24 protein-coding genes and 1 other annotated feature are annotated in these 20,627 nt (G+C 37.1%); of the genes, 20 read left to right on the forward strand and 4 right to left on the reverse strand.

All coding sequences use genetic code 11. The annotated features are described in order from the left end of the window. Nucleotides 1-23 precede the first annotated feature (23 nt). Complete coding sequence (locus RV15_RS03420; RefSeq protein ID WP_071876647.1) at nucleotides 24-401, forward strand: VOC family protein; 378 nt, start codon at nucleotides 24-26, stop codon at nucleotides 399-401. Between the two features lie 128 nt (nucleotides 402-529). Then, nucleotides 530-892, forward strand: coding sequence for an MmcQ/YjbR family DNA-binding protein (locus RV15_RS03425; protein ID WP_071876648.1), 363 nt, complete (start codon nucleotides 530-532; stop codon nucleotides 890-892). A gap of 52 nt (nucleotides 893-944) precedes the next feature. Here the strand turns inward: RV15_RS03425 and RV15_RS03430 are convergent, their stop codons facing one another. The 3 genes from RV15_RS03430 to RV15_RS03440 form a co-directional block, all read right to left on the reverse strand. After that, on the reverse strand, nucleotides 945-1,691 hold the full coding sequence (locus RV15_RS03430; protein ID WP_071876649.1) for a TraX family protein: 747 nt from the start codon (nucleotides 1,689-1,691) through the stop codon (nucleotides 945-947). Between the two features lie 121 nt (nucleotides 1,692-1,812). Further along, nucleotides 1,813-2,250 carry an NUDIX domain-containing protein gene (locus RV15_RS03435; protein ID WP_425429262.1) on the reverse strand — a complete coding sequence of 146 codons (438 nt, stop codon included), beginning with the start codon at nucleotides 2,248-2,250 and terminating at the stop codon, nucleotides 1,813-1,815. Between the two features lie 13 nt (nucleotides 2,251-2,263). Beyond that, nucleotides 2,264-3,088: a dihydrodipicolinate synthase family protein gene (locus RV15_RS03440; RefSeq protein WP_071876651.1), complete on the reverse strand. Its 825-nt coding sequence runs from the start codon at nucleotides 3,086-3,088 to the stop codon at nucleotides 2,264-2,266. A 229-nt stretch (nucleotides 3,089-3,317) separates the two neighbouring features. On the opposite strand from RV15_RS03440, the gene RV15_RS03445 reads away from it, so the two are divergent. The 12 genes from RV15_RS03445 to hisE all read left to right on the forward strand — a co-directional run bounded on the left by RV15_RS03445 (nucleotide 3,318) and on the right by hisE (nucleotide 12,893). Then, a complete protein-coding gene (locus RV15_RS03445) occupies nucleotides 3,318-3,986 on the forward strand; it encodes a DUF4947 domain-containing protein (protein WP_071876652.1) in 669 nt (222 codons plus the stop codon). Between the two features lie 132 nt (nucleotides 3,987-4,118). Beyond that, nucleotides 4,119-4,586, forward strand: a complete 468-nt coding sequence (locus tag RV15_RS03450; protein WP_071876653.1) for a hypothetical protein — start codon at nucleotides 4,119-4,121, stop codon at nucleotides 4,584-4,586. A gap of 331 nt (nucleotides 4,587-4,917) precedes the next feature. Continuing rightward, a complete protein-coding gene (locus RV15_RS03455) occupies nucleotides 4,918-5,718 on the forward strand; it encodes a MerR family transcriptional regulator (RefSeq protein ID WP_071876654.1) in 801 nt (266 codons plus the stop codon). Between the two features lie 345 nt (nucleotides 5,719-6,063). Further along, nucleotides 6,064-6,337 (forward strand) — a binding site (T-box leader). Nucleotides 6,338-6,422: 85 nt separating this feature from the next. Then, nucleotides 6,423-7,613 (forward strand): ATP phosphoribosyltransferase regulatory subunit, encoded by a 1,191-nt coding sequence (gene hisZ, locus RV15_RS03460; RefSeq protein WP_071876655.1) that lies wholly within the window; start codon nucleotides 6,423-6,425, stop codon nucleotides 7,611-7,613. After that, on the forward strand, nucleotides 7,610-8,251 hold the full coding sequence (hisG, locus tag RV15_RS03465) for an ATP phosphoribosyltransferase (RefSeq protein ID WP_071876656.1): 642 nt from the start codon (nucleotides 7,610-7,612) through the stop codon (nucleotides 8,249-8,251). Before hisZ ends, hisG begins: the two co-directional genes overlap by 4 nt. After that, nucleotides 8,248-9,552, forward strand: a complete 1,305-nt coding sequence (hisD, locus tag RV15_RS03470; protein ID WP_071876657.1) for a histidinol dehydrogenase — start codon at nucleotides 8,248-8,250, stop codon at nucleotides 9,550-9,552. The genes hisG and hisD overlap by 4 nt, the downstream gene beginning before the upstream one ends. 49 nt (nucleotides 9,553-9,601) lie before the next feature. After that, the gene (gene hisB / locus RV15_RS03475; protein WP_071876658.1) at nucleotides 9,602-10,186 is read left to right on the forward strand and encodes an imidazoleglycerol-phosphate dehydratase HisB; all 585 of its coding nucleotides are present in this window, start codon (nucleotides 9,602-9,604) and stop codon (nucleotides 10,184-10,186) included. Then, nucleotides 10,187-10,813 (forward strand): imidazole glycerol phosphate synthase subunit HisH, encoded by a 627-nt coding sequence (gene hisH / locus RV15_RS03480; RefSeq protein ID WP_071876659.1) that lies wholly within the window; start codon nucleotides 10,187-10,189, stop codon nucleotides 10,811-10,813. Further along, a complete protein-coding gene (hisA, locus tag RV15_RS03485; RefSeq protein WP_071876660.1) occupies nucleotides 10,791-11,516 on the forward strand; it encodes a 1-(5-phosphoribosyl)-5-[(5-phosphoribosylamino)methylideneamino]imidazole-4-carboxamide isomerase in 726 nt (241 codons plus the stop codon). The genes hisH and hisA overlap by 23 nt, the downstream gene beginning before the upstream one ends. Further along, the gene (hisF, locus tag RV15_RS03490) at nucleotides 11,506-12,261 is read left to right on the forward strand and encodes an imidazole glycerol phosphate synthase subunit HisF (RefSeq protein ID WP_071876661.1); all 756 of its coding nucleotides are present in this window, start codon (nucleotides 11,506-11,508) and stop codon (nucleotides 12,259-12,261) included. Before hisA ends, hisF begins: the two co-directional genes overlap by 11 nt. Beyond that, nucleotides 12,258-12,563: a phosphoribosyl-AMP cyclohydrolase gene (hisI, locus tag RV15_RS03495; RefSeq protein ID WP_071876662.1), complete on the forward strand. Its 306-nt coding sequence runs from the start codon at nucleotides 12,258-12,260 to the stop codon at nucleotides 12,561-12,563. The genes hisF and hisI overlap by 4 nt, the downstream gene beginning before the upstream one ends. A gap of 18 nt (nucleotides 12,564-12,581) precedes the next feature. After that, nucleotides 12,582-12,893 carry a phosphoribosyl-ATP diphosphatase gene (gene hisE, locus RV15_RS03500; RefSeq protein ID WP_071876663.1) on the forward strand — a complete coding sequence of 104 codons (312 nt, stop codon included), beginning with the start codon at nucleotides 12,582-12,584 and terminating at the stop codon, nucleotides 12,891-12,893. 57 nt (nucleotides 12,894-12,950) lie between these two features. Here the strand turns inward: hisE and RV15_RS03505 are convergent, their stop codons facing one another. Continuing rightward, nucleotides 12,951-13,355: a DUF4828 domain-containing protein gene (locus RV15_RS03505; RefSeq protein WP_071876664.1), complete on the reverse strand. Its 405-nt coding sequence runs from the start codon at nucleotides 13,353-13,355 to the stop codon at nucleotides 12,951-12,953. A 220-nt stretch (nucleotides 13,356-13,575) separates the two neighbouring features. On the opposite strand from RV15_RS03505, the gene sfsA reads away from it, so the two are divergent. From sfsA to RV15_RS03535, 6 genes are all read left to right on the forward strand, one after another. After that, entirely contained in the window at nucleotides 13,576-14,313 is a 738-nt protein-coding gene (gene sfsA / locus RV15_RS03510; RefSeq protein ID WP_071876683.1) for a DNA/RNA nuclease SfsA, read from the forward strand. A gap of 8 nt (nucleotides 14,314-14,321) precedes the next feature. Beyond that, nucleotides 14,322-15,323 carry a Gfo/Idh/MocA family protein gene (locus RV15_RS03515; protein ID WP_071876665.1) on the forward strand — a complete coding sequence of 334 codons (1,002 nt, stop codon included), beginning with the start codon at nucleotides 14,322-14,324 and terminating at the stop codon, nucleotides 15,321-15,323. A 26-nt stretch (nucleotides 15,324-15,349) separates the two neighbouring features. After that, a complete protein-coding gene (locus tag RV15_RS03520; RefSeq protein WP_071876666.1) occupies nucleotides 15,350-16,633 on the forward strand; it encodes a DEAD/DEAH box helicase in 1,284 nt (427 codons plus the stop codon). A gap of 38 nt (nucleotides 16,634-16,671) precedes the next feature. After that, nucleotides 16,672-19,386 (forward strand): sigma-54-dependent transcriptional regulator, encoded by a 2,715-nt coding sequence (locus tag RV15_RS03525; protein WP_071876667.1) that lies wholly within the window; start codon nucleotides 16,672-16,674, stop codon nucleotides 19,384-19,386. 150 nt (nucleotides 19,387-19,536) lie between these two features. Then, a complete protein-coding gene (locus RV15_RS03530) occupies nucleotides 19,537-19,857 on the forward strand; it encodes a PTS sugar transporter subunit IIB (RefSeq protein WP_010762906.1) in 321 nt (106 codons plus the stop codon). 36 nt (nucleotides 19,858-19,893) lie between these two features. Then, a complete protein-coding gene (locus RV15_RS03535) occupies nucleotides 19,894-20,214 on the forward strand; it encodes a PTS lactose/cellobiose transporter subunit IIA (RefSeq protein WP_010771280.1) in 321 nt (106 codons plus the stop codon). Nucleotides 20,215-20,627 lie beyond the last annotated feature (413 nt).

Genomic DNA, 20,627 nt, shown 5'->3' on the forward strand with positions numbered 1-20,627 from the left:
AAAATGAGATGGAGGAGATTAATATGAAATTAGATATGGTTGGAATCATCGTTGAATCGATGGAGCAAACGATTCTATTTTATGAGCGTTTAGGTTTTGCAGTCATAGGAGAAAAAGAGGCAGATTATGTAGAGCTTAATAATGATGGCATAAGAATTTCACTCAACACTAAAAAAATGATCGAAGGAGTTTACGGCTATCAGCCAAAAAATGAAGGGGATAAAATCGAATTAGCTTTTCTGTGTGAATCTCCGGCAGAAATCGATCAATTGTGCGAGAATATGAAAAACTTTGGGTATGAACTATTTAGAGAACCTTGGACAGCTTTTTGGGGACAGTATTATGCTATTATCAAAGATCCTAACGGGAATTTATTGAGTTTATTTTGCGATATTGAGTAACAAGAGAGCAGTCTCTCGGAAAAAAGATAAAACATGAATGAGGTAAAAAGCACCTCAGTCATGTTTTCCTATTTTTCTGTCAAAGCTTAATGAGCCTGTTCAGCTTTTAAAGTCAGGAGGAGTAAAGTATGGACGAGAAAATTCAGTATTTAAAAAATAACGCTCAACAATGGCCTGGTGTAACTGTTGTGTATCGGGAAGATTGGGGTTGTGATTATTTTGCGATCGAGAATAAGTGTTTTTGTATGCTTGGAACGAATAAAGTAGGCGAAAAAATAATGACAGTCAAAGGCAATCCTGAAGAAAATGAATTGTTGCGGGAGCAGAATCCAGATGTCGTTCCAGGTTATTATGCCAATAAAACACATTGGAATTCTTTTACACTGGAAAACTCATCATTTACGGAAGAGCAGCTGGCTGCTTTTTTAAAGAAATCTTACGAGCTAGTCTTAAAAAAACAACCGAAAAAAATACAAATGAAATACATGTAATCAAAGCTAAAAACGCCACTTTATGAAAGACGTAAAGTGACGTTTTTTAAGGTTATGCATGATTTAAATAGAAATTAACCAATGTGATGATCCACAGATGTGCTGGATAAAATACATAGAATAAATATTTAAAGAACGGATTATTGCTCCCTTTCTCACCATTATATAAATGAATAAAAGGAATGACCGTAATAAATAGAAATTCAGGATTCACTTCAAGTTGCAGCTTAATCATCTCAAAAGAATAATCAGGTAAGCCGAGAATGGGCATTATAAGTAAAGGGATAGCGAATATGAGATAAGAAATATCTCTTTTTTTCGCGTTATCTCTAAAGAAGTAACTAAGTAACATGAATGGAATCACGACAGAGCCACCTTCTGCTGGAATCAAACCTAGAAAGCTCACTAAGGCTAAAACGATTGCTAGGATAGTGGCTGCAATTTTTGAGAAAGACGATTTCGCATGCTTTGCAAAGGTAATCAGTGTTAAAATAGTCACACCAATAGCCAGTGTTAGAAAAATATTATTGTGGATCTGATACATTGGATCATGGATCATCAGTGTATTAATCAATGTATTGCCAAGCAACATGATTGCGGCCCAACTATAAAGACGTAGCAAATAGTTTTTTCGATTCCTAGTATAGTGAAATCCTTCAACTGCCATAAAAGCAAAAAAGACAGCTACACAACGGGTTAACATATGAATTGGTGTACCAAACTGTGGAGGTAAAAGTGGGACAAGATGGTCAAGCATCATCAAGGCCATCATGATAAGTTTTAATTGAGTTCCGTTCATCTCATTCTCCTAAATAAATATTTTTTTTACTTTTTACAGTATAAAAAAAATAGCTTTATTTGGCGTGGGAATTAACGAACAAATGCCTTACAAAAATGACATCAGGAAGTAAGGTGGTTATTTAATAGAGAGATTCATTTTGACTACGATAAAAATCATAAATCGATTTTGCATAAATATAAGGAATGAATTCATTTTTAGAAAGCATGTTTAAATACTCTGACTCAGTTACCCAGTTCATTTCACTGACTTCTTCTTGTAAATTAAGGTCTTCAAGCGCTACGTTCTTTGTAATAAAATAGATTTCATTCCAACCTTCTTCAAACGACACGGTTAAACGACTAGGTATATCTCTCAAATCAATCAAAAGACCAGTTTCTTCAAGCAGTTCCCGTTCAGCTGCTTGAAATAACTCTTCTCCTTTACTAACAACTCCACTAGCATTATAATCCCAGCGGTTTGCCCACATTTTTTTTGTTGATTGACGTTTTTTGTTTTTTTGAAGTGTAAATATCCATATATTCCATTTTAATTGACCTCGATTGATCTTTAGTTTCAGTCACATAATTAAGCTATTCGTTTCCTAACGGGCTGCGGGGACGCCCCATAGATAAATGTTCTTTATCTGATATTTCTTTCTTTAAACAAACTAACAGACTATCCTTCAATAATTTATCCAGTTCATTTTGGTGAGCAAAATCTTGATTTAAACCGTTTAAAAGTGATGTAAACCATTTTTCTATTTCTAAGGGATATAAATTACCGGCTATCGAAGACAATCGGTTGAAGCCTAGATCGATTTTTTCTTTTAGATCAACCTCACCACCAGCATAGATATAAATATTTTTGGTGATGCCATTCAAGTCACGAATACGAGTATGATCCCCAGCTTCTTTTAGACCAATGATATTCGCCTTTTGTAAAAGCTCTAGCAGTGAATCTGTGGATAGATTAAATCCAGTTCGCATTGGATTATTGTAGATAATAATAGGCTTATCAAGGGTTTGAGAAATTTTTTCTACATAAATAACTGCTTCTTTTTGACTCGGCAAAATATAAGGAGGAAAGCCTAATAAAACGCCTGAAATTTTAGTAGAAGAGTTGATATTCTCCGCTAAAAGTATAGCTTCCTTTTGACGAATGCTCGCTACACCAAAGATAATTTCAAAGTCATTTTTGATCCTTGCTTCTTTTTCGATAGCGTTCAAAATCGATATTTTTTCTTGTAAGGTCAAGCTATGTTGCTCTCCAGTTGATCCACAAACTAAAACGGAACGGACGCCGAGATCTTGTAAATAGAGGATATGGTTGATTGTATCTTGTATGTTTAATGCTTCATCGCTATAAAATGCAGTTGGAACAGCAATGTGATAATCATTTATTAAGTTATAGTTCATGAATACACCTTACTTTTTAGTATCTAACGAAAATAGTGTAACAAAAGAACGGATACTTAGACAATCTTATTTCTATAAATTTTACGTTAGGTATCTTGAAGTAAAGTAGAGCGACCTAGTTTATGTTGTAGCATGTTTAGATAATTATGTAGGATAGGCTATTTCCTTTATTTTTGAGTTATGATAAGCTTGAATAAGGGTTGAATAATTATTTACTAAAGGAGAAAAAATGAAAAAAACTGTATTATTTTGTGGGTTGTTTATGCTATTGATGAGTGGCTGCGCAACGAGAAATACCTCTGATTCAGCATCTGACAGCACATCAACAGAGACGAGTATATCCAGCAGCACCACCGAGAGCACAACAAAAGAAACTGTAACAAAGAAAACCACAACCAAGAAAACATCTGAGCCGTCTAGCACGAGCGAAAGCAGCCAGAAAAAAGAAGTGAAGAAAACGGAAGTAGACGAGCACCTATTTGTACCAAACCCAGAAGAAGATGATGAAGAAGTTAGCTACCAATCATCAGGTGAAGGTAATATATCCGCTTTTGTTCCAGATTATTCACAATATAATAAAGAGCAAGTAATCAGTAAATTAGGCGAACCAAGTCAGGTAATTACAGATGTAGCGGTGATTCGAGAACGACTTGAAGGCGGTGAATGGGACCTGATCAAAGCCCAATTTGATCTAGGTAAATTAACGGGAGATCAAGCAAAAGCATTTATGTTTGCAACAGCGGATCTATCTCTGGCGGCTGCAATTAGCATGGAGCTTGAGTTGCTAGTGTATGAAGATCAAAATAAACCCAATGTGTATTTATCTGAAAATCAAGTGAAGTTCATTACACCCATGACGGATTATATTGAATTTATTGGGAAGATAAGCGCCATATAATGTAACAAGGTGATGCTGTGATGTGACTCATAGAGTGATATCACAGCATCTTTTTATGTTCCCAGACTAATTGCCTAGATCAAAAAAATATGCTACAAAGTAATAAACGCTAAAAGAAAGAAGGATACTTTTATGAAAAATGATATTTGGTGTGAATACAAAACAGAGTCACCTATAATTTTGCCAAAAGAACATCAAGAAAAAATTAAAATCATACAATTTTTTGTGGAAAATGGTCTCCTGAAAATAGGTGAAACAAGTTACCCCATTGTCTACGGTGATCTATATTTTATAGATGCTCAGCAAAGCTATTGTATTGAAGAAGTGGAAGAAGAGTTAGTTCAAAGTACAATCATGATTTCAACAGAAATGGCAACAAAGTTAGCAAAAAGTCTTGATTTTGAAGTTGAATATCATAGAATCTTTGAAAAAAACGGCCATTTTCATGTTGCTTCTCCTCACTACAAAGCAATCGATAAACGTTTTAAAGAGGCCTATAGTGTGTTTAAAGCGGATAAACCGCTAAGAAAGGCTTTATTTGTTTCACGAGTGATTGAATTGCTCAATTATGCTGTTGTCACTTTAGAAAAAAGTAAATAGAAAAGGTAAAACAATTGTTGACTCTCCCCTTACTGGAAGCTATATGATAAGAATGTCTCGAGACAACGAATAAAGTATCTAGCTTCGCGGGCTAGGTCTTCAGGAAAAAGAGTGAAACGAGTTTTTCAGCTTGTAACATTATCTAGCAACACGAGCTAGCCACTGCATTGCGCTTTGATCTCAACAATTCCTAAGAGCTAAAAGCTCAAAGGATTGAAGGCTTCGGAAAAAAGGTAAAAATAGATTGTGGAAAGAATACTACCCTCGATTTAGCCTATTTTTCTGTCAAGGCTGAACGAGTTCAGTATGCATTTAAATTTAGGAGGTAATTATGCTATCGATTGGTGATTTTTCAAAGGTTTCACAAGTTTCACCTAAAACGCTTCGTTACTATGATGAAATCAATCTACTGAAGCCAAATTTTATAGATGCTCAAAGTGGTTATCGATATTATGATGTTAGACAACTTGAAACAATTCTTTTGATCAAGCGTTTAAAAGAGTATACATTTTCTTTAGATGAAATCAAGCAGGTCCTTGAAAGTGAGCAAGATCAAGCATTACTTCAACTAACGATCAATAAGAAAAAAGCCGAAATCTCACAGAAAATGCATAATTATTCCCTATTGCTGAAGCGGATCACTGATGATTTAACAACACTAGAAGGGGGAAATAAACTAATGTCTTATCTAAATGAAATCGAAGTTAAACTTGCTGAGGTCCCTGAAATGAATATTTTATACCTTAGAAAACAAATGAATATAAATGAGTATGGAAAATATATAGGAGAATTATTTGGACGCCTGACTGTAGAAAAATTCACGCCAACGGGAGCCCCACTAACAATTTATCATAGTCCAGATTTTAATCCTGAAAATAGTGATATGGAACTCGCTGTTCCTATTGCAGAACAAAATGAACAAACAAGAATTTTTCCAGCAACTCTCTGTGCTATGTCTACGTATACTGGACCGTACACAGAATTGTCTTCAGTGTACAGTAAGATTTTAAAATGGATAGAGGAACAAGGATATACAATGAACGGGGCACCATTTGAAATTTATCAAACCGATCCAAACACTACAGACCCTGAGAAGAATGTTGTGGAGATTTATTTTCCAGTAACACTTTGAGTAAAACAAAATAAGTAATATCTTTTAACAGCAATTCGTCAGATAATTTTTCTGCAGGGTTGCTGTTTTTTTATTTATAAGTATCAAAAAAAGGTTTAAAATAGGGCTTGAGAATTATTTTAATAGGATTTATGCTATATTTGAGATTAAAAGACAATATCAACCGCTTTTTTCCAGCTGCTATTTCGTATGGTATACTCTGTCTCCTTTTTAATGAATAATCAGAGTAAACATGATTCTGACAAGAAAAAGATTTCCTCTAGTGCGCAATATGAAATTTCCATAAAACTATTGACTATATTTGTTTTTCGTGATAAATTGTTTAGAAATATATGAGAATTAAATGAAAAAACGATGATCAGAAGAGTAGATGAAACGATTCGCTTTAGAGAGTTTCCGGTTGCTGCAAGGAAATAACGAACCAGCATCGAACACGCCTGTAAGTTGTTTTTTTGAACGAAGAAGGTCAGCGTAGCAAAATTTATGCGCTTGCTAAATTCAGTAGGAAAAATCGGAGAGTCCGTTATCACTCCTTAGTTTATCTAACTAACAGAGGCTTTTACTGTGAAGTAAAAGCAAATCTGAGGTGGGACCACGTGAAAAATTTCTCGTCCTCTTGGCTTATTTGCCAAGGGGACGTTTTTTATTTGTTAGTGGAGATTACTATTTAGCTTTTTCAGCTTTTAACTTTAGGAGGGAACGTAATGAAATGGAATCGTAGTTTACCGTCAGGAACAAAAGACAAGTTATTTCGGGAAGCAAATGGTGCGTATCAACTAGAAAAACAAGTCAATGATATCGTAAAAAAAAGAGGATATCAACGCATTGATACACCTGTGATCGAGTTTGAAGATGTGTTTTACACTGAAGAAAAAAATGAAAAAGAATTGTATCGTTTTTTCGACAAACAGGGGCGCCTACTTGTGTTAAGACCTGATATGACAATGCCGATTGGTCGTGTGATTGCAACGACCGGTATTTCGCCACCGCTTAAATTATCTTATAGTGGCAAAGTGTTTCGCTCAAATGATGACATGCTAGGAGAACAAAATGAACTGACCCAAGCTGGCATTGAATTAGTTGGGTACTCTTCTTTAAAAGCGGAAGTTGAATGTATTACTTGTGCTGTCGAAATTTTGGAAGAACTAACTATCCCCAATTTTCATTTTGAATTAGGGCATGCTCAAATTTTTCGTTTGATTGTGCTGTCACTTGGTTTAGATGAAGTGGCAAAGACAGAACTTGAAAATTATTTTAATCATAAAAGCTTAACAGATCTCAAACAATTTGTAGAGAGGTATCCAAGTGAGTTAGATGCATTTATCTGTGCAGTTCCAAAGCTATTTGGAGAAGCCGATGAGGTGCTTCCAATTGCCAAAAGTCTTTTGCCAAAGGAGTCAAAAATTATACAGGTCATCGATGAATTGGAAAAGTTAATGGGGATTGTTAAGTCATACCATCAAAACATTTCATTGACTGTAGATTTGGGATTGGTTGCTTTGATGGATTATTATACCGGTATTTTGTTTAGTGGCTATGCTGATTTAGTTCCAGATATTTTCTTGCGAGGTGGACGTTATGACCATTTGGCAGAACAATTTGGACATCCGGTGATTCCAGCAGTTGGATTAGGCATTAATTTGGATACGCTGGTTGCATTGCAATATCAACTCAATAATCTGGCTTCGTTAGACCAACCAACGACATTAGTCCACAGCTCTTTAACACAACTTGCAAAAGCAGAAGCACTAGTAAAAGAGCATCCTGATTATCAATTATCACTATTTGAAACATTAGACGAAGCACTAAAATATGGAGAAAAATGGCAGTATCAGCAGATTATCGAGGTAACGCAAGATAAAATTCAAGTGATAAAGGTAGGTGATCCAACTTGACACAACTAACTATTGCGTTGACAAAAGGACGTTTGGAAAAACAAACATTAGCATTATTTGAGCAAGCTGGAATCGATGTTTCATTTATGCAAGACAAACAACGAAAGCTGATTTTTACTAGTCCTGATCAACGATTTACTTTTCTTTTAGTCAAAGCGGCGGATGTGACGACGTATGTCCGCCATGGTGTGGCCGATATTGGAATCGTTGGCAAAGATGTCTTGTTTGAGCATCCATTCGGCTATTATGAAATGCTGGATTTAAAGATTGGTACATGTAAATTTTCTGTCGCCTCCACTAAAAATTATCAGCCGGATGATTACAAACGAAAACGCATTGCAACGAAATATCCAACTGTGGCCTCTGACTATTTCCGTAAAAAAGGTGAAGATGTTGAAATTATTAAAATTGAAGGTTCTGTTGAAATTGCGCCTGTTTTAGGTTTGGCCGATGCGATTGTCGATATTGTTGAAACAGGAACAACCTTGAAAGAAAATGGCTTAGAAATTTTTGAAGATATTTGTCTGGTTTCAGCTCGGGTCATTGTAAATAAGGCGATGTTGAAACGTAAGCGCCAAACAATCTTTGAATTGTTTGATGCATTGGAGTCTGTGATTGAGAAAGGAGCAAAAACATGAAGTGGTTAACGGGGAATACTGCAGAAATTTTATCCGCTTTGAGTGAGGAAAACAAGCTGACACTTGAAGATAATCAACAGGTAGAAGAGCAAGTTCAAAAAATTATTCAGCAAGTCAATGAAAATGGTGATCAAGCATTGAGAGCCTATTCTAAAAAATTCGACCAAGTTGAACTACAAGACTTATCGATTTCACAGGAAACGATCGATATAGGCTATCAACGAGTGGAGAAAGGAGTAATCGAAGCCCTAGAAGCAGCGAAAGAAAACATTGTAAGCTATCACGAAAAGCAAAAACAATATGATTTTATGGATACAGAAAGACCAGGTGTGCTACGCGGACAATTAGTTTTACCATTAGCTCGAGTAGGTGTTTATGTACCAGGAGGCACTGCTGCATACCCATCTTCTGTATTGATGAATGTTTTGCCAGCTAAAATCGCAGGAGTTGAGGAGATCATTATGATCACCCCCCCTTCTGTTACTGGTATTCCTGATGTGATTTTAGCAGCAGCCAAAATTGCAGGTGTCGATAAGATTTTCCAAGTTGGTGGAGCTCAAGGAATCGCAGCACTAGCTTTAGGAACAGAAACGATTCCAAAAGTCGATAAAATTGTAGGACCGGGTAATATCTATGTGGCCACTGCCAAGAAGCAAGTCTTCGGTTTAGTGGGTATTGATATGATCGCTGGACCTTCTGAAATCGGGATTTTAGCGGATAAAGATGCAAATCCTGTTTATATCGCAGCGGATTTGCTGTCCCAAGCAGAACATGATACGCTTGCCAGAGCAATCGTTGTGACTGATTCAGTCACACTTGCAGAGCAAGTAGAAAAAGAACTCTACCGACAACTAGAGACGTTACCCCGTAAGAAAATCGCGGAAAAAGCAATTGAAGATCATGGGCGGATCATTATCGCCTCATCTGTCGCTGAGATGTTTTTGATCATGAATAAAATTGCGCCAGAACATTTGGAAGTCCAATTGAATGATCCAATCAGCTATTTACACGATATAAAAAATGCCGGCTCGATTTTTTTAGGAGAATATGCCTCAGAACCTGTAGGAGACTATTTTTCAGGCACCAACCATGTCTTACCGACAAGCGGGACGGCTAAATTTTATTCTCCATTAGGTGTGTATGATTTTGTGAAATATAGCCAAGTCACCTATTATACAAAAGATGCGCTGGCTCAAGCTAAGGATGCAGTTGCGCTTTTAGCGAGAAAAGAAGGGCTAGAAGCACATGCCAGAGCAGTTGAATGTCGTTTTGCTAGAGAGAACAACGAAACTATGAGTTAAGGTTTATTGTGCCAGTTTTATCAGCATTTAAATTGAAGGGAGTAATATCATGAGAACAGCTACTTTAAAAAGAGCAACTGCAGAAACAAAAATTGAGTTGACACTTGATTTAGCTCGTCAAGAACCTGTAACGATTCAAACTGGGGTTGGCTTTTTTGATCATATGTTGATTTTGTTTGCCCGTCACAGTCGTATTTCTTTAGAAGTGAAAGTAGAAGGTGATTTAGAAGTAGACAGCCATCATACGGTAGAGGATGTAGGCATTGTTTTGGGTCAATGTATTCGGGAAGCGCTAGGCGATAAGGCTGGTATCAACCGATATGGTACTAGTTTTGTACCGATGGATGAGTCTTTGGCAATGGCGTCTTTGGATTTAAGCGGCCGTTCATATTTAGTGTTTGATGCGACCTTTGCTAATCCTAAACTTGGAGCTTTTGACACAGAACTGACAGAAGAATTTTTTCAAGCGTTGGCATTTAATACTCAAATGAATCTTCACTTAAAAATTTTACATGGGAAAAATACGCATCACAAAATAGAAGCGTTATTTAAAGCGACTGGTCGCGCACTAAGAGAAGCAATTACTGAAAATCCGTCTATTCACGGAGTCAATTCCACGAAAGGAATTTTGTAGATGATTATTATCATTGATTATGATACGGGCAATACACGAAATGTTCAAAAAGCGTTAGATTACGTAGGTTTAACAAATAAGATTTCCGCTGATCCTAAGGAAATTCGTGAGGCCGATGGATTGATTCTTCCAGGAGTAGGTGCTTTTTCACTAGCTATGGAGGAATTAAAACAGCGCGGGTTAGTTAATGTCATCCAAGAGGTTGCTGGAAAAGGCACACCGATTTTAGGTGTTTGTTTAGGGATGCAACTATTGCTAGAAGGTAGTATGGAAAATGGGTTTACAGAAGGCTTGGGTCTGATCGATGGGATTTGTGAAAAATTACCGGATGATCCAGACTTGCCTGTTCCACATATGGGTTGGAATAAATTAGTGGTGACCAAAAAAACGTTGTTAACAAAAGCAGTAGACGGCGAATATGTCTATTTTGTTCATTCTTATTATGCGGATTGTGAGCCTGATGTGATTGATGGACTCGTGCAGTATTCCATTAAAATTCCAGCGATGATCTCAAAAGGAAATGTTTACGGAACGCAGTTTCATCCTGAAAAAAGCAGTGAAGCAGGTCTGATGATTTTAAGAGGATTTAAGGAGGTGGTGGAGCATGCGAATTTTACCAGCAATTGATATTAGAGAAGGAAAAGCTGTTCGTTTGGTTCAAGGAGATTTTTTACAAAAGACGATCGTAAATCATCATCCGATTGCTCAGGCACAAGAATTTAAAGCGGCAGGTATGGAAATGATACATGTTGTTGATTTAGATGGTGCTTTGATGGGGAAAGCTGAAAATGCCTCATTGATCGAACAAATGAAACGAGCCACCAATCTCAAAATTGAAATAGGCGGAGGCATTCGCACAATGGAACAAATCGACCAGTATGTCGCACTGGGCATTGATCGAATTATTATTGGTTCAGCCGCGTTGACTGATCCAGAATTAGTCAAGACAGCAGTCAAAAAATATGGGGATAAAATCGCTGTAGGGATTGATGCTAAAAAAGGAAAAGTTGCCATCAGCGGTTGGTTGGATGTTAGTGAAACAGACTATCTGCAAATGGCTAAGGAAATGGCGGCAATCGGTGTTAAAACAATCATCTATACAGATATTGCAAAAGATGGCACTTTAACTGGGCCGACCTTTGAAGATTATGAAAAGTTAGCGAAAGCTGTCCCAGAAGTACAAATCATTGCTTCTGGTGGTGTCAGCAGTAAAGCCGATTTAGTGAAATTGGCTGAATTAGGCTTATACGGCGCAATCGTTGGGAAGGCTTTTTATAATGGTGCAATCACGTTAGCTGATATGCTGGAGGTGGAACAAAGTGCTTACTAAACGTATTATTCCCTGCTTAGATGTAACCGCTGGTCGAGTGGTTAAAGGGGTTAATTTTATTGATTTACAAGACGTTGGTGATCCAGTAGCAATAGCACGAGCTTATAATGAACAAGGAGCTGATGAGCTGGTTTTTCTAGACATTACGGCTACTAGTGATAATCGTGAGACCATGATCGACGTGGTTGAACGAACAGCGACCGCGGTGTTTATTCCTTTAACAGTAGGCGGTGGTATCCGCAGCGTTTTCGATATGAAAAAATTGCTGCAAGCAGGTGCTGATAAAATTGCTCTTAATTCTGCAGCGATCCAACAGCCAGAACTGATTACAGCCGGTGCTGAAAAATTTGGCTCCCAGTGTATTGTTGTTGCAATCGATGCGAAACGAATGGGTGATTCCTGGCATGTGTTTGTTAAAGGGGGCCGTGAAGATACAGGATTAGATGTGATTAGCTGGGCTAAGAAAGCTGTAGCGTTGGGAGCAGGTGAGCTATTACTGACAAGTATGGATGCAGATGGGACGAAAAAAGGGTATGACCTTGCGTTAAATCAAGCAGTAAGCACGGCTGTCAATGTCCCTGTGATCGCATCAGGTGGCTGTGGCAATGCAAATGATATCGTGGAAGTATTTGAACAAACAAAAGTATCCGCGGCTTTAGCTGCGAGTATTTTTCATTATGGTGAGGTAAGCATTCCTGACTTAAAAACGGCAATGGCGCTTAAAGGAATGGAGGTACGAAAATGACACCTGATTTTACTAAAGGCTTACTGCCAGCAATTATCATCGAAGCAAAAACGAATGAAGTTTTGATGCTGGCTTATATGAATGAGGAAAGCTATAACAAGACACTTGAAACAGGAACCACTTGGTTTTATTCACGCTCCCGTCAACAATTGTGGAATAAGGGCGAAACGAGTGGTAACAGTCAAAAAGTCAACAGTATCGTGACCGATTGCGACAAAGATACGTTGCTGATTACGGTGGAACAGACAGGACCTGCGTGCCATACTGGCGAGCATAGTTGTTTTTTCAATGTAATTATCTAGCAGAATGGAGGGAACAGTGTGATTGAAACACTTTATACAGAACTACTTGCTCGTAAACAAAATCCCAAAGAAGGCTCCTACACTAATTATCTATTTGACCAAGGGCTAGATAAAATCTTAAAAAAGGTCGGAGAAGAAGCGACAGAAGTGATTATTGCAGCAAAAAACGATCAAACAGAATTAATCTCTGAAACCTCAGATCTGATCTATCACATGTTGGTTCTGCTCGTTGAAAAAGGAGTTTCTCTAGAAGCAATCAAAAATGAACTAAAAAAACGCGAAGGAAAATTAAGTGAAGCCAAAGAGCGTAAACAAATCGACGATCTTTAAAATAACAAATAATTAAAAGAAGCGCCCCGCATCAAAACATTACGGGAACCGCTTCTTTTAATTTTCTATTGGGCAGTCTAGCTCTAATGAGTCAGTTGCTTCTAAAACATAGGTAGCATCATCTGCTTCATCATATAGTGAAGCTGGCTTGTCGTTTAAGCATTGCACGATCAAATGATAGCCAAATTCATCCTGAGCGACCAACCGCTTACTCGTTAGCTCAACAAGCATGTAGTTCAATTTTTTACCGTCGATCACAATCTGTAAATCATCTTCAATCTTCAAGGTATGCTGAGTGGCTTTTTGTTTATTGACAAACCACCAGCTCCCCAAATAACTTTTATATAAATTAGGAATATCTGTATCAATCGGCTGTTTCTCTTGCTTCTTTTTCAAAAACAAGGAACCCGCAATACCTGTAATAAGTGATGCACCTAAAAATAATGACCAATGTTTTTTCATAGTATGAATCTCCTCCATATCAATCATAGCACGAAATTAAAAAACAAACTATTCGAAAATCTCTTCCTATAAAAAATCTTAATGAAGTCGTAACTTTCTTTTGATTGAACTATTTTTTTCATTAAACTTATCATTAAATGTAGGCAGATTTGTTTGAAAAGTTTGACGATGCTTTTTCGTTCAAAATATGGTATTGTTTTGAAGAAAGGGTGTTACAATGATTACATATCCTAACGTGCATTTAGCACATTTTATTGATAGACCAAATCGTTTTATTGCAGAGTGTCGTTTGCAGGAAACGGGTGAAATGGTAACGGTTCACGTAAAAAATACTGGCCGCTGTAAAGAACTGTTTCATCCAGAAGCTGAAGTTGCTTTATCTTATCAGCCTTCTCCAAAAAGAAAAACAGACTATGATCTGATCGCTGTAAAAAAAGCGGCTGCTTGGATCAATATCGACAGCCAAGTGCCTAATGCTTTAGCAGCTCGTGCAATTCAAGACGGTACGATCGTTTTGCCAGGGCTAAAAGGAGCGGTTATGTCAGTCAAAAGAGAGCAACGCTTTGCCCAGTCACAATTTGATATATTAGTAGAAACAGATACGGGAAATCAGGCCTTTGTCGAAGTTAAAGGGATGACCTTAGAAAACGAAGGTATAGGCGCATTTCCAGACGCACCGACTCTGCGGGGATTGAAGCATGTAACGGAATTGATCGAAGCCATAGAAGCAGGCTACCAAAGTTATGTGTTATTTGTGGTTCAGTTTGAAAAAATTACAAGTGCAACGATCCATACAGCTATGCAGCCGGCTTTAGCGCAAATGATTCTATCAGGGCAACAACAAGGACTAAGTGTCATTGCTTACAATTGTTCGGTTACTCCTGCTACAATAGCAATAGAACATCAGGTACCATTTGATGTTACACAAACGTTTGAAGATCCAAATTCAGAAAGGTGAGGGTAAACATGATTCACTTAGGTATTATTGGAACAAACTGGATTAGTCATCAATTTGTCAACGCAGCGCTAGAAACAAATCGTTATGATTTGGCGGCAGTCTATTCACGCAAGCTTGAAACAGCACAAAAGTTTGGTGAAGAGTATGGTGATGTTGAATATGCAACGGATTTACACACATTTTTCGGAATTGCTCATATGGATACAGTTTATATTGCTTCACCTAATTCACTACATTTTGAACAAGCTAAGCAAGGAATTTTGGCAGGGAAAAATATTATTGTCGAAAAACCAGCCTTCTCAACACAAGAAGAAATGGCGGAAATCATCGCGTTAGCAAATCAGCAAAAAGTTTTCTTTTTTGAAGCAGCCCGCAATATCCATGAAAAGAGCTTCAAAAAAATTGGCGATCTCTTGCCGTTAAAAAATCAAATCTTAGGTGCCAATTTTACCTATATGAAATATTCTTCACGCTATGACCAAGTACTTGATGGAAAAGAGCCAAATATCTTTTCACCACATTTTTCAGGAGGGGCAATGGCCGATCTTGGTGTCTATTTAGTTTATGCCGCTGTGGGTTGGTTTGGTATGCCAAATGAAAGCCATTATTTCGCAAGAAAAATCCCGACAGACGTTGATGGGATCGGGACAGCGATTTTGAGATATGATTTGTTTGATGTGACCTTGCAGACAGGGAAAAATGCTGATTCTTTCTTAGATTCTGAAATTTATTTTGATGGTGGAACGTTAATTTTAGATAGTGTAAATGCCATCTCTAAAGCCGAGTTTCACGATCGCAACCATCAAGAACGTGAGATCATTGAACTTGTGACTGAAGAAAACCCAATGATCGAAGAAGCCCATGATTTTGCAGATGTGCTTGAAAATCCTAACGATCCAACTATGGGTGTGCGTTACGAAGAATGGGTAGAGTTGTCACGTAATGTGAATAAAGTAGTAACAACCTTAAGAAAAAGTGCCGGCATTGTTTTTGATGCAGATAAAGAATAAACAGTTTTAATGAGGAAAGGATTATTATGACATTTATCAAAAATTTACCAGAAGCTTTGCAAGAACAGTGGCAAGCTTCTGGTTTTAGCGAGCCATCAGTAATTCAAGAAAAAAGTTTCCAACCTTTAAAAGACAAAGAAAATGTTTTGGGTATTTCGCCAACAGGCTCAGGGAAAACCTTGGCTTACGTGTTACCCTTACTTTTAAATGTGGAAAAAGATCAAGGTAGTCAACTATTGATTTTGGCGCCATCACAAGAATTAGCAGTACAAATCAGCCAAGTCGTACGCGATTGGGCAGCACTGCTTCAATTGAAAACCCAAAGCTTGATTGGCGGGGCTAATGTCGGCCGTCAAATCGAAAAACTAAAAAAGAAACCAGAAATTTTAGTCGGAACACCAGGACGTGTGTTGGAACTAATCAAAACCAAGAAAATCAAAAGTCATTTACTACAGATGGTTGTAATGGATGAAGTAGATCAACTATTTCATGAAAAAGAATTAAATTTAACGAAACAAATTCTAGCCAGTGCACCAACAGAATTTCAATTAGTTTTTTATTCAGCAACGGCCGATCGAGTGGCGCAAGAAGCTCAAAAATTAACGGAGCAACTGACGATTATTGATGTAACAGATGAAGATCAATCTAGTGGCGTTGTGAATCATTACTTTATGGCGTTGTCTCCTAGAAAGAAAAGTGATTATTTAAGAAGCCTAGCTTATACACCTGATTTTCGGGCAATGGTATTTTTCAATCAAGTAGCTGATTTAGGTTCAGTAGAAGAAAAATTGATCTATGAAGGACTGACAGTGGTCGGTCTTGCTTCTGATCAGAATAAAACATTACGTAAACTAGCGATTGATCAATTTTCTAAAAAAAGAGCTGTAATGCTTTTAACGACAGATATCGCTGCAAGAGGATTAGATTTTGAGGCGGTTCCATTTGTTGTGAATGCCGAGGTTCCCTTATCTGAAGAAAGCTATATCCATCGAGCTGGGCGTGTTGGACGAATGGGTGCAGCAGGATCGGTCATTACTTTTGTCAATGATGCAACCAAGAGAGATTATCAACGATTGATGAAAAAAATCGAGACCTCTTCACAGGAAATCTTTTTATACGATGGAGCAATCCATTTAAATAGAAAAGAAAAAAGCTCTCTGGAAGAAAAAAAAGTAAGCCCAGCAATACCTGCCAAAAAAGAACAAGCACCAAAAAAAGAAGCAGAAAAACAAATTGTAAAACCTAAAAAACGTCTAAAAAATACCAAAAACAAAGGGGCTAGACGTAAAACGCCTAATCCAGAGGGATAAAGAATAAGGAAGAACGTCATGATTGGAGGAAGCTATCCATGAAATCTAGAAAAGACGAGATTTTAGCAGTATTAGAATTAAAAAAACAAGGTATGACAGCTGCAGATGTTGCAAAAGAATTAGTAATCGATAGAAGCAATGCCAGTCGCTATTTAAGTGAGCTATTCAAAGAACACAAGATCATTAAAAGTGACGGCCGTCCAGTGATCTATTCAGTTGTAACAGAAGAAGAAAAAGTGCACGTAGATAATTCCAGTGAGGTAACATTTGATAACTTAGTAGGAGCGCAAGATTCTTTAAAAATCAGCATCCAACAGGCCAAAGCGGCGATTTTATATCCGCCGCGCGGTTTACATACTATTATTTTTGGGGAAACAGGTACGGGAAAATCTTTGTTTGCGGAATGTATGTATCATTTTGCAGTAGATTCTCAAACACTAGCATCAAACGCTCCGTTTGTTTCTTTTAACTGTGCCGACTATGCTCAGAACCCGCAATTGTTGTTTGGGCATATCTTTGGTGTGAAAAAAGGTGCGTATACAGGAGCCAATGAAGATAGTCCTGGCTTGATGTCAAAAGCAGACGGTGGAATTCTTTTTTTGGATGAAATTCATCGTTTACCGCCTGAAGGACAAGAGATGCTGTTTACATTTATTGATAAAGGGATTTATCGTCCGCTTGGTGAAAGTGGTCAAACGTATGAAGCATCAGTTCAAATCATTGGAGCGACAACCGAATCTTCGGAAAGTTTTTTGACAACTTTTAATCGTAGAATTCCGATGGCCATCACATTGCCATCTTTAGATTCTCGTTCACTGGATGAACGGTATGATATTATTTCTTTGTTTATCAAACAAGAAGCAAATCGTTTAAATCAACGGATCGATATTAAAAGAGAAGCAATTTTAGCGTTTATGCTCTATGATGCAGAAGGAAATATCGGTCAAGTCAAGCGGGATTTAAAACTCGTGTGTGCTAAATCTTTTCTACACTATCGTACGCATGATGAATCTAGTTTAGTGATTCAAAAACGAGACTTGCCATTGCAAGTTCAAAAAGGCTTATTAAAAATCAAAGAAGTTTCTGATCGTTTGGATCGTTTTGTTGATAGTAAAAGTAATTACTTAAGTTTCGAACCAGGGACTAATGAAGTCGTCTGGTCGCAAGATCCAGCTCGAGATATGCAAGTCTATAATGAAATCGAAGAAAAAGTTGCAACGTTATCAGCGAATGAATTGGAAAATGTCAATTTAGAACAGCTGATTTCTAGTGATATGGATGCTTATTTTCAAACCTATGTGGATGAATTGACACAAAATCCAGTGCATAAAGAGCTATTGCCAGAGCCTATTTGGAAATTAACAGATCAGTTATATGATATTGCAGAAAAACGATTGGAACGCCGCTATAACGAAAAAGCCCGTTTTGCTTTTGCACTACATTTACAAAGTACGATCGATCGAGTGAGAGAAGGACATGTGATTGTTCATCCTAACTTAAATAATGTTCGCAAGAAAATGAAAAAAGAATTTCAAGTAGCTATGGATTTATCTGCAATCATTGAAGAAGAAAATAATATTGAAATTCCGTTTGATGAAATTGGTTTTATCAGTATGTTTTTATCGATCAATGTTGGCAGCAAAGAAAAGGTTCACGAAAATAATGTGGGCGTAGTCGTTTTGATGCATGGTGACTCTACTGCTTCAAGTATGTTGAAAACAGCGCAAGAACTACTTGGGACAGAAACAGGCGTTGCTATGAATATGCCACTGACGATGGAAGTTCAGACGATGTATGAACAGTTGAAAAGTTTTGTGCTGGATCATCGTGAAAAATTGGTTAATGGTATGTTGCTTTTAACAGATATGGGGTCGCTGAATTCGTTTGGAAATTTGATTTTTGAAGAAACGGGTATTCGGACAAAAGCAATCACTATGACCAGTACGATGATAGTTTTAGAAGCGATTCGGATGGCAAGTGTTGGTAGAAGTTTAGAAGACATTTATCAAAATATCCAGATGTCATTTGAAAGTATCATTAGAGAGCAGTTTAGAACAAGTCCACAAAATCGAGATGAAGTGAAAAAAGCTGTAGTTGTAACTTGTTTTACAGGTGAAGGGGTTGCAGCAAAATTATACCAGAGAATTCTACCAGTTATTGATGAAAATAAAGTAGAAATCATTCAAATGCAGTTTTTAGAACGTGAAGCCTTTAAAAAACATATCGATAGCTTAATGGAAGAATATGAAATCAAGGCTATTGCTGGAACAGTCGATGTTGAATACCAAAATATTCCTTTCTTTTCAGCGTATGATATTTTTGATGATGAAAAATTAAATGTACTCAAACGAATTGCAGGCGACGAAGTTCCAACGGAGAAAATCGTAAAATCATTAGGTGGAACGATCACCGCAGTGGATTCATTGCAAAAACTGATTGTTATGTTGCAAAAAACAATTCACCAAATTCAAACAGATATGCATATTATTGTAGAACCTGGTGTGGATGCAGGTATTGTGATCCATCTAGCCTTCTTAGTAGATGCGATCTTAAAAGGTGAAAAATCAAAAGAATTTGATAACCTTGCTGAATTTATGAAGAAGAATCGTTTGGAAACAGATGTCGCTAGAACTAATCTAATGGTGATCGAAAAAGCGTATCGCATCGCCTTTACTGAGTCTGATATCGCGCATCTGACCCAACTATTCTTGGAAAATAGAATTGAAGCAATCGCAGAATACAAGCAAAATTGAGTAGTGTGTATCCTTAAAAAATGAAGTGTGTACAGTATAGATATAGCCCGAAACCCTAATTCTAAAGGGATTTGGGCTATATATTTTTTTGGCACGGTTTTTGCTTTATATAAAGGTGTAAATACAATCAAATTCAAAGGAGTGTCAAAAATGGCTAAAAAAACAATTATGTTAGTATGTTCAGCAGGAATGAGTACAAGCTTATTGGTAACAAAAATGCAAAAAGCAGCAGAAGATCGTGGGATGGAAGCAGATATCTTTGCGGTATCCGCATCAGATGCAGATAACAACTTAGAAGCCAAAGATGTAAACGTATTACTTTTAGGCCCGCAAGTTCGTTTTATGAAATCACAATTCGAACAAAAATTAGCACCAAAAGGAATTCCCTTTGACGTCATCAACATGTCAGATTACGGCATGATGAATGGTGAAAAAGTATTAGATCAAGCAATTGCTTTGATGGACAATTAATATACGCAAATAAAAAATGAATGGAGCGTTACAAAAATGGAAGAGCAACAAAATTTAGAAGCGGTTATGGGACTAATCATGTACGGAGGAAATGCTAAAAGTGACGCAATGGAAGCAATCGCGGCAGCCAAAGCAGGCGACTTTGAATTAGCAGATCAAAAAATTGTTGATGCAGAGGAATCTTTAGTCCAAGCACATCATTCTCAAACAGGTATGTTAACGCAAGAAGCACAAGGGAACCATATCCAAGTGACTTTATTGACAGTTCATAGCCAAGATCATTTGATGACAGCAATTGCCTTTACCGATTTGGCAAAAGAGATTATCGATCTATACCGCCGTATGGATAATGAATAAAATAGTAAAAAATGATGAGTTTTTATAGAGGTATCTAAGTCTACTAGGTGCTAACCTATCTAGTAGAAGCAAAAATAGCTTCAGCGCAATAAGTGTTTGAGTTGCTCACATATTCAGAATGAACTACGCAAGGTAGTAGTAAGTTAGGTTCATAGAGTATAGGAACGCTGAAAGTAAACTAGGATTAAATATAGCGAGAAATTGAGTATATATTTAAAGAAAGCGCACACAAAATGCAGTGTGTAACAAAAGATTAAACAGTGTGTACACAATCTGTATAGACCAAAACGCTGTTATGACTAGGTTTGGTCTATACATCTTTTTGGCACACTTCTTGCTTTATATAAAAGTGTAAGTACAACAAATTTAGAAGGAGTGTAAAAAAAATGGCTAAAAAAACAATTATGTTAGTA

The sequence above is a fragment of the Enterococcus silesiacus genome, from assembly GCF_001886225.1.
In the GTDB taxonomy this organism is placed as follows: Bacteria; Bacillota; Bacilli; order Lactobacillales; family Enterococcaceae; genus Enterococcus_L; species Enterococcus_L silesiacus.

Bases quoted from the DNA above. Each gene is read 5' to 3' on its own strand.
- RV15_RS03525 (WP_071876667.1), top strand. From the start codon at position 16,672: ATGAAATCTAGAAAAGACGAGATTTTAGCAGTATTAGAATTAAAAAAA.
- RV15_RS03425 (WP_071876648.1), top strand. From the start codon at position 530: ATGGACGAGAAAATTCAGTATTTAAAAAATAACGCTCAACAATGGCCT.
- hisB (WP_071876658.1), top strand. From the start codon at position 9,602: ATGAGAACAGCTACTTTAAAAAGAGCAACTGCAGAAACAAAAATTGAG.
- RV15_RS03505 (WP_071876664.1), bottom strand. From the start codon at position 13,355: ATGAAAAAACATTGGTCATTATTTTTAGGTGCATCACTTATTACAGGT.
- RV15_RS03430 (WP_071876649.1), bottom strand. From the start codon at position 1,691: ATGAACGGAACTCAATTAAAACTTATCATGATGGCCTTGATGATGCTT.
- RV15_RS03445 (WP_071876652.1), top strand. From the start codon at position 3,318: ATGAAAAAAACTGTATTATTTTGTGGGTTGTTTATGCTATTGATGAGT.
- hisD (WP_071876657.1), top strand. From the start codon at position 8,248: ATGAAGTGGTTAACGGGGAATACTGCAGAAATTTTATCCGCTTTGAGT.
- hisA (WP_071876660.1), top strand. From the start codon at position 10,791: ATGCGAATTTTACCAGCAATTGATATTAGAGAAGGAAAAGCTGTTCGT.
- hisH (WP_071876659.1), top strand. From the start codon at position 10,187: ATGATTATTATCATTGATTATGATACGGGCAATACACGAAATGTTCAA.
- hisI (WP_071876662.1), top strand. From the start codon at position 12,258: ATGACACCTGATTTTACTAAAGGCTTACTGCCAGCAATTATCATCGAA.
- RV15_RS03450 (WP_071876653.1), top strand. From the start codon at position 4,119: ATGAAAAATGATATTTGGTGTGAATACAAAACAGAGTCACCTATAATT.
- RV15_RS03535 (WP_010771280.1), top strand. From the start codon at position 19,894: ATGGAAGAGCAACAAAATTTAGAAGCGGTTATGGGACTAATCATGTAC.
- RV15_RS03440 (WP_071876651.1), bottom strand. From the start codon at position 3,088: ATGAACTATAACTTAATAAATGATTATCACATTGCTGTTCCAACTGCA.
- RV15_RS03530 (WP_010762906.1), top strand. From the start codon at position 19,537: ATGGCTAAAAAAACAATTATGTTAGTATGTTCAGCAGGAATGAGTACA.
- RV15_RS03520 (WP_071876666.1), top strand. From the start codon at position 15,350: ATGACATTTATCAAAAATTTACCAGAAGCTTTGCAAGAACAGTGGCAA.
- RV15_RS03420 (WP_071876647.1), top strand. From the start codon at position 24: ATGAAATTAGATATGGTTGGAATCATCGTTGAATCGATGGAGCAAACG.
- hisZ (WP_071876655.1), top strand. From the start codon at position 6,423: ATGAAATGGAATCGTAGTTTACCGTCAGGAACAAAAGACAAGTTATTT.
- RV15_RS03455 (WP_071876654.1), top strand. From the start codon at position 4,918: ATGCTATCGATTGGTGATTTTTCAAAGGTTTCACAAGTTTCACCTAAA.
- RV15_RS03515 (WP_071876665.1), top strand. From the start codon at position 14,322: ATGATTCACTTAGGTATTATTGGAACAAACTGGATTAGTCATCAATTT.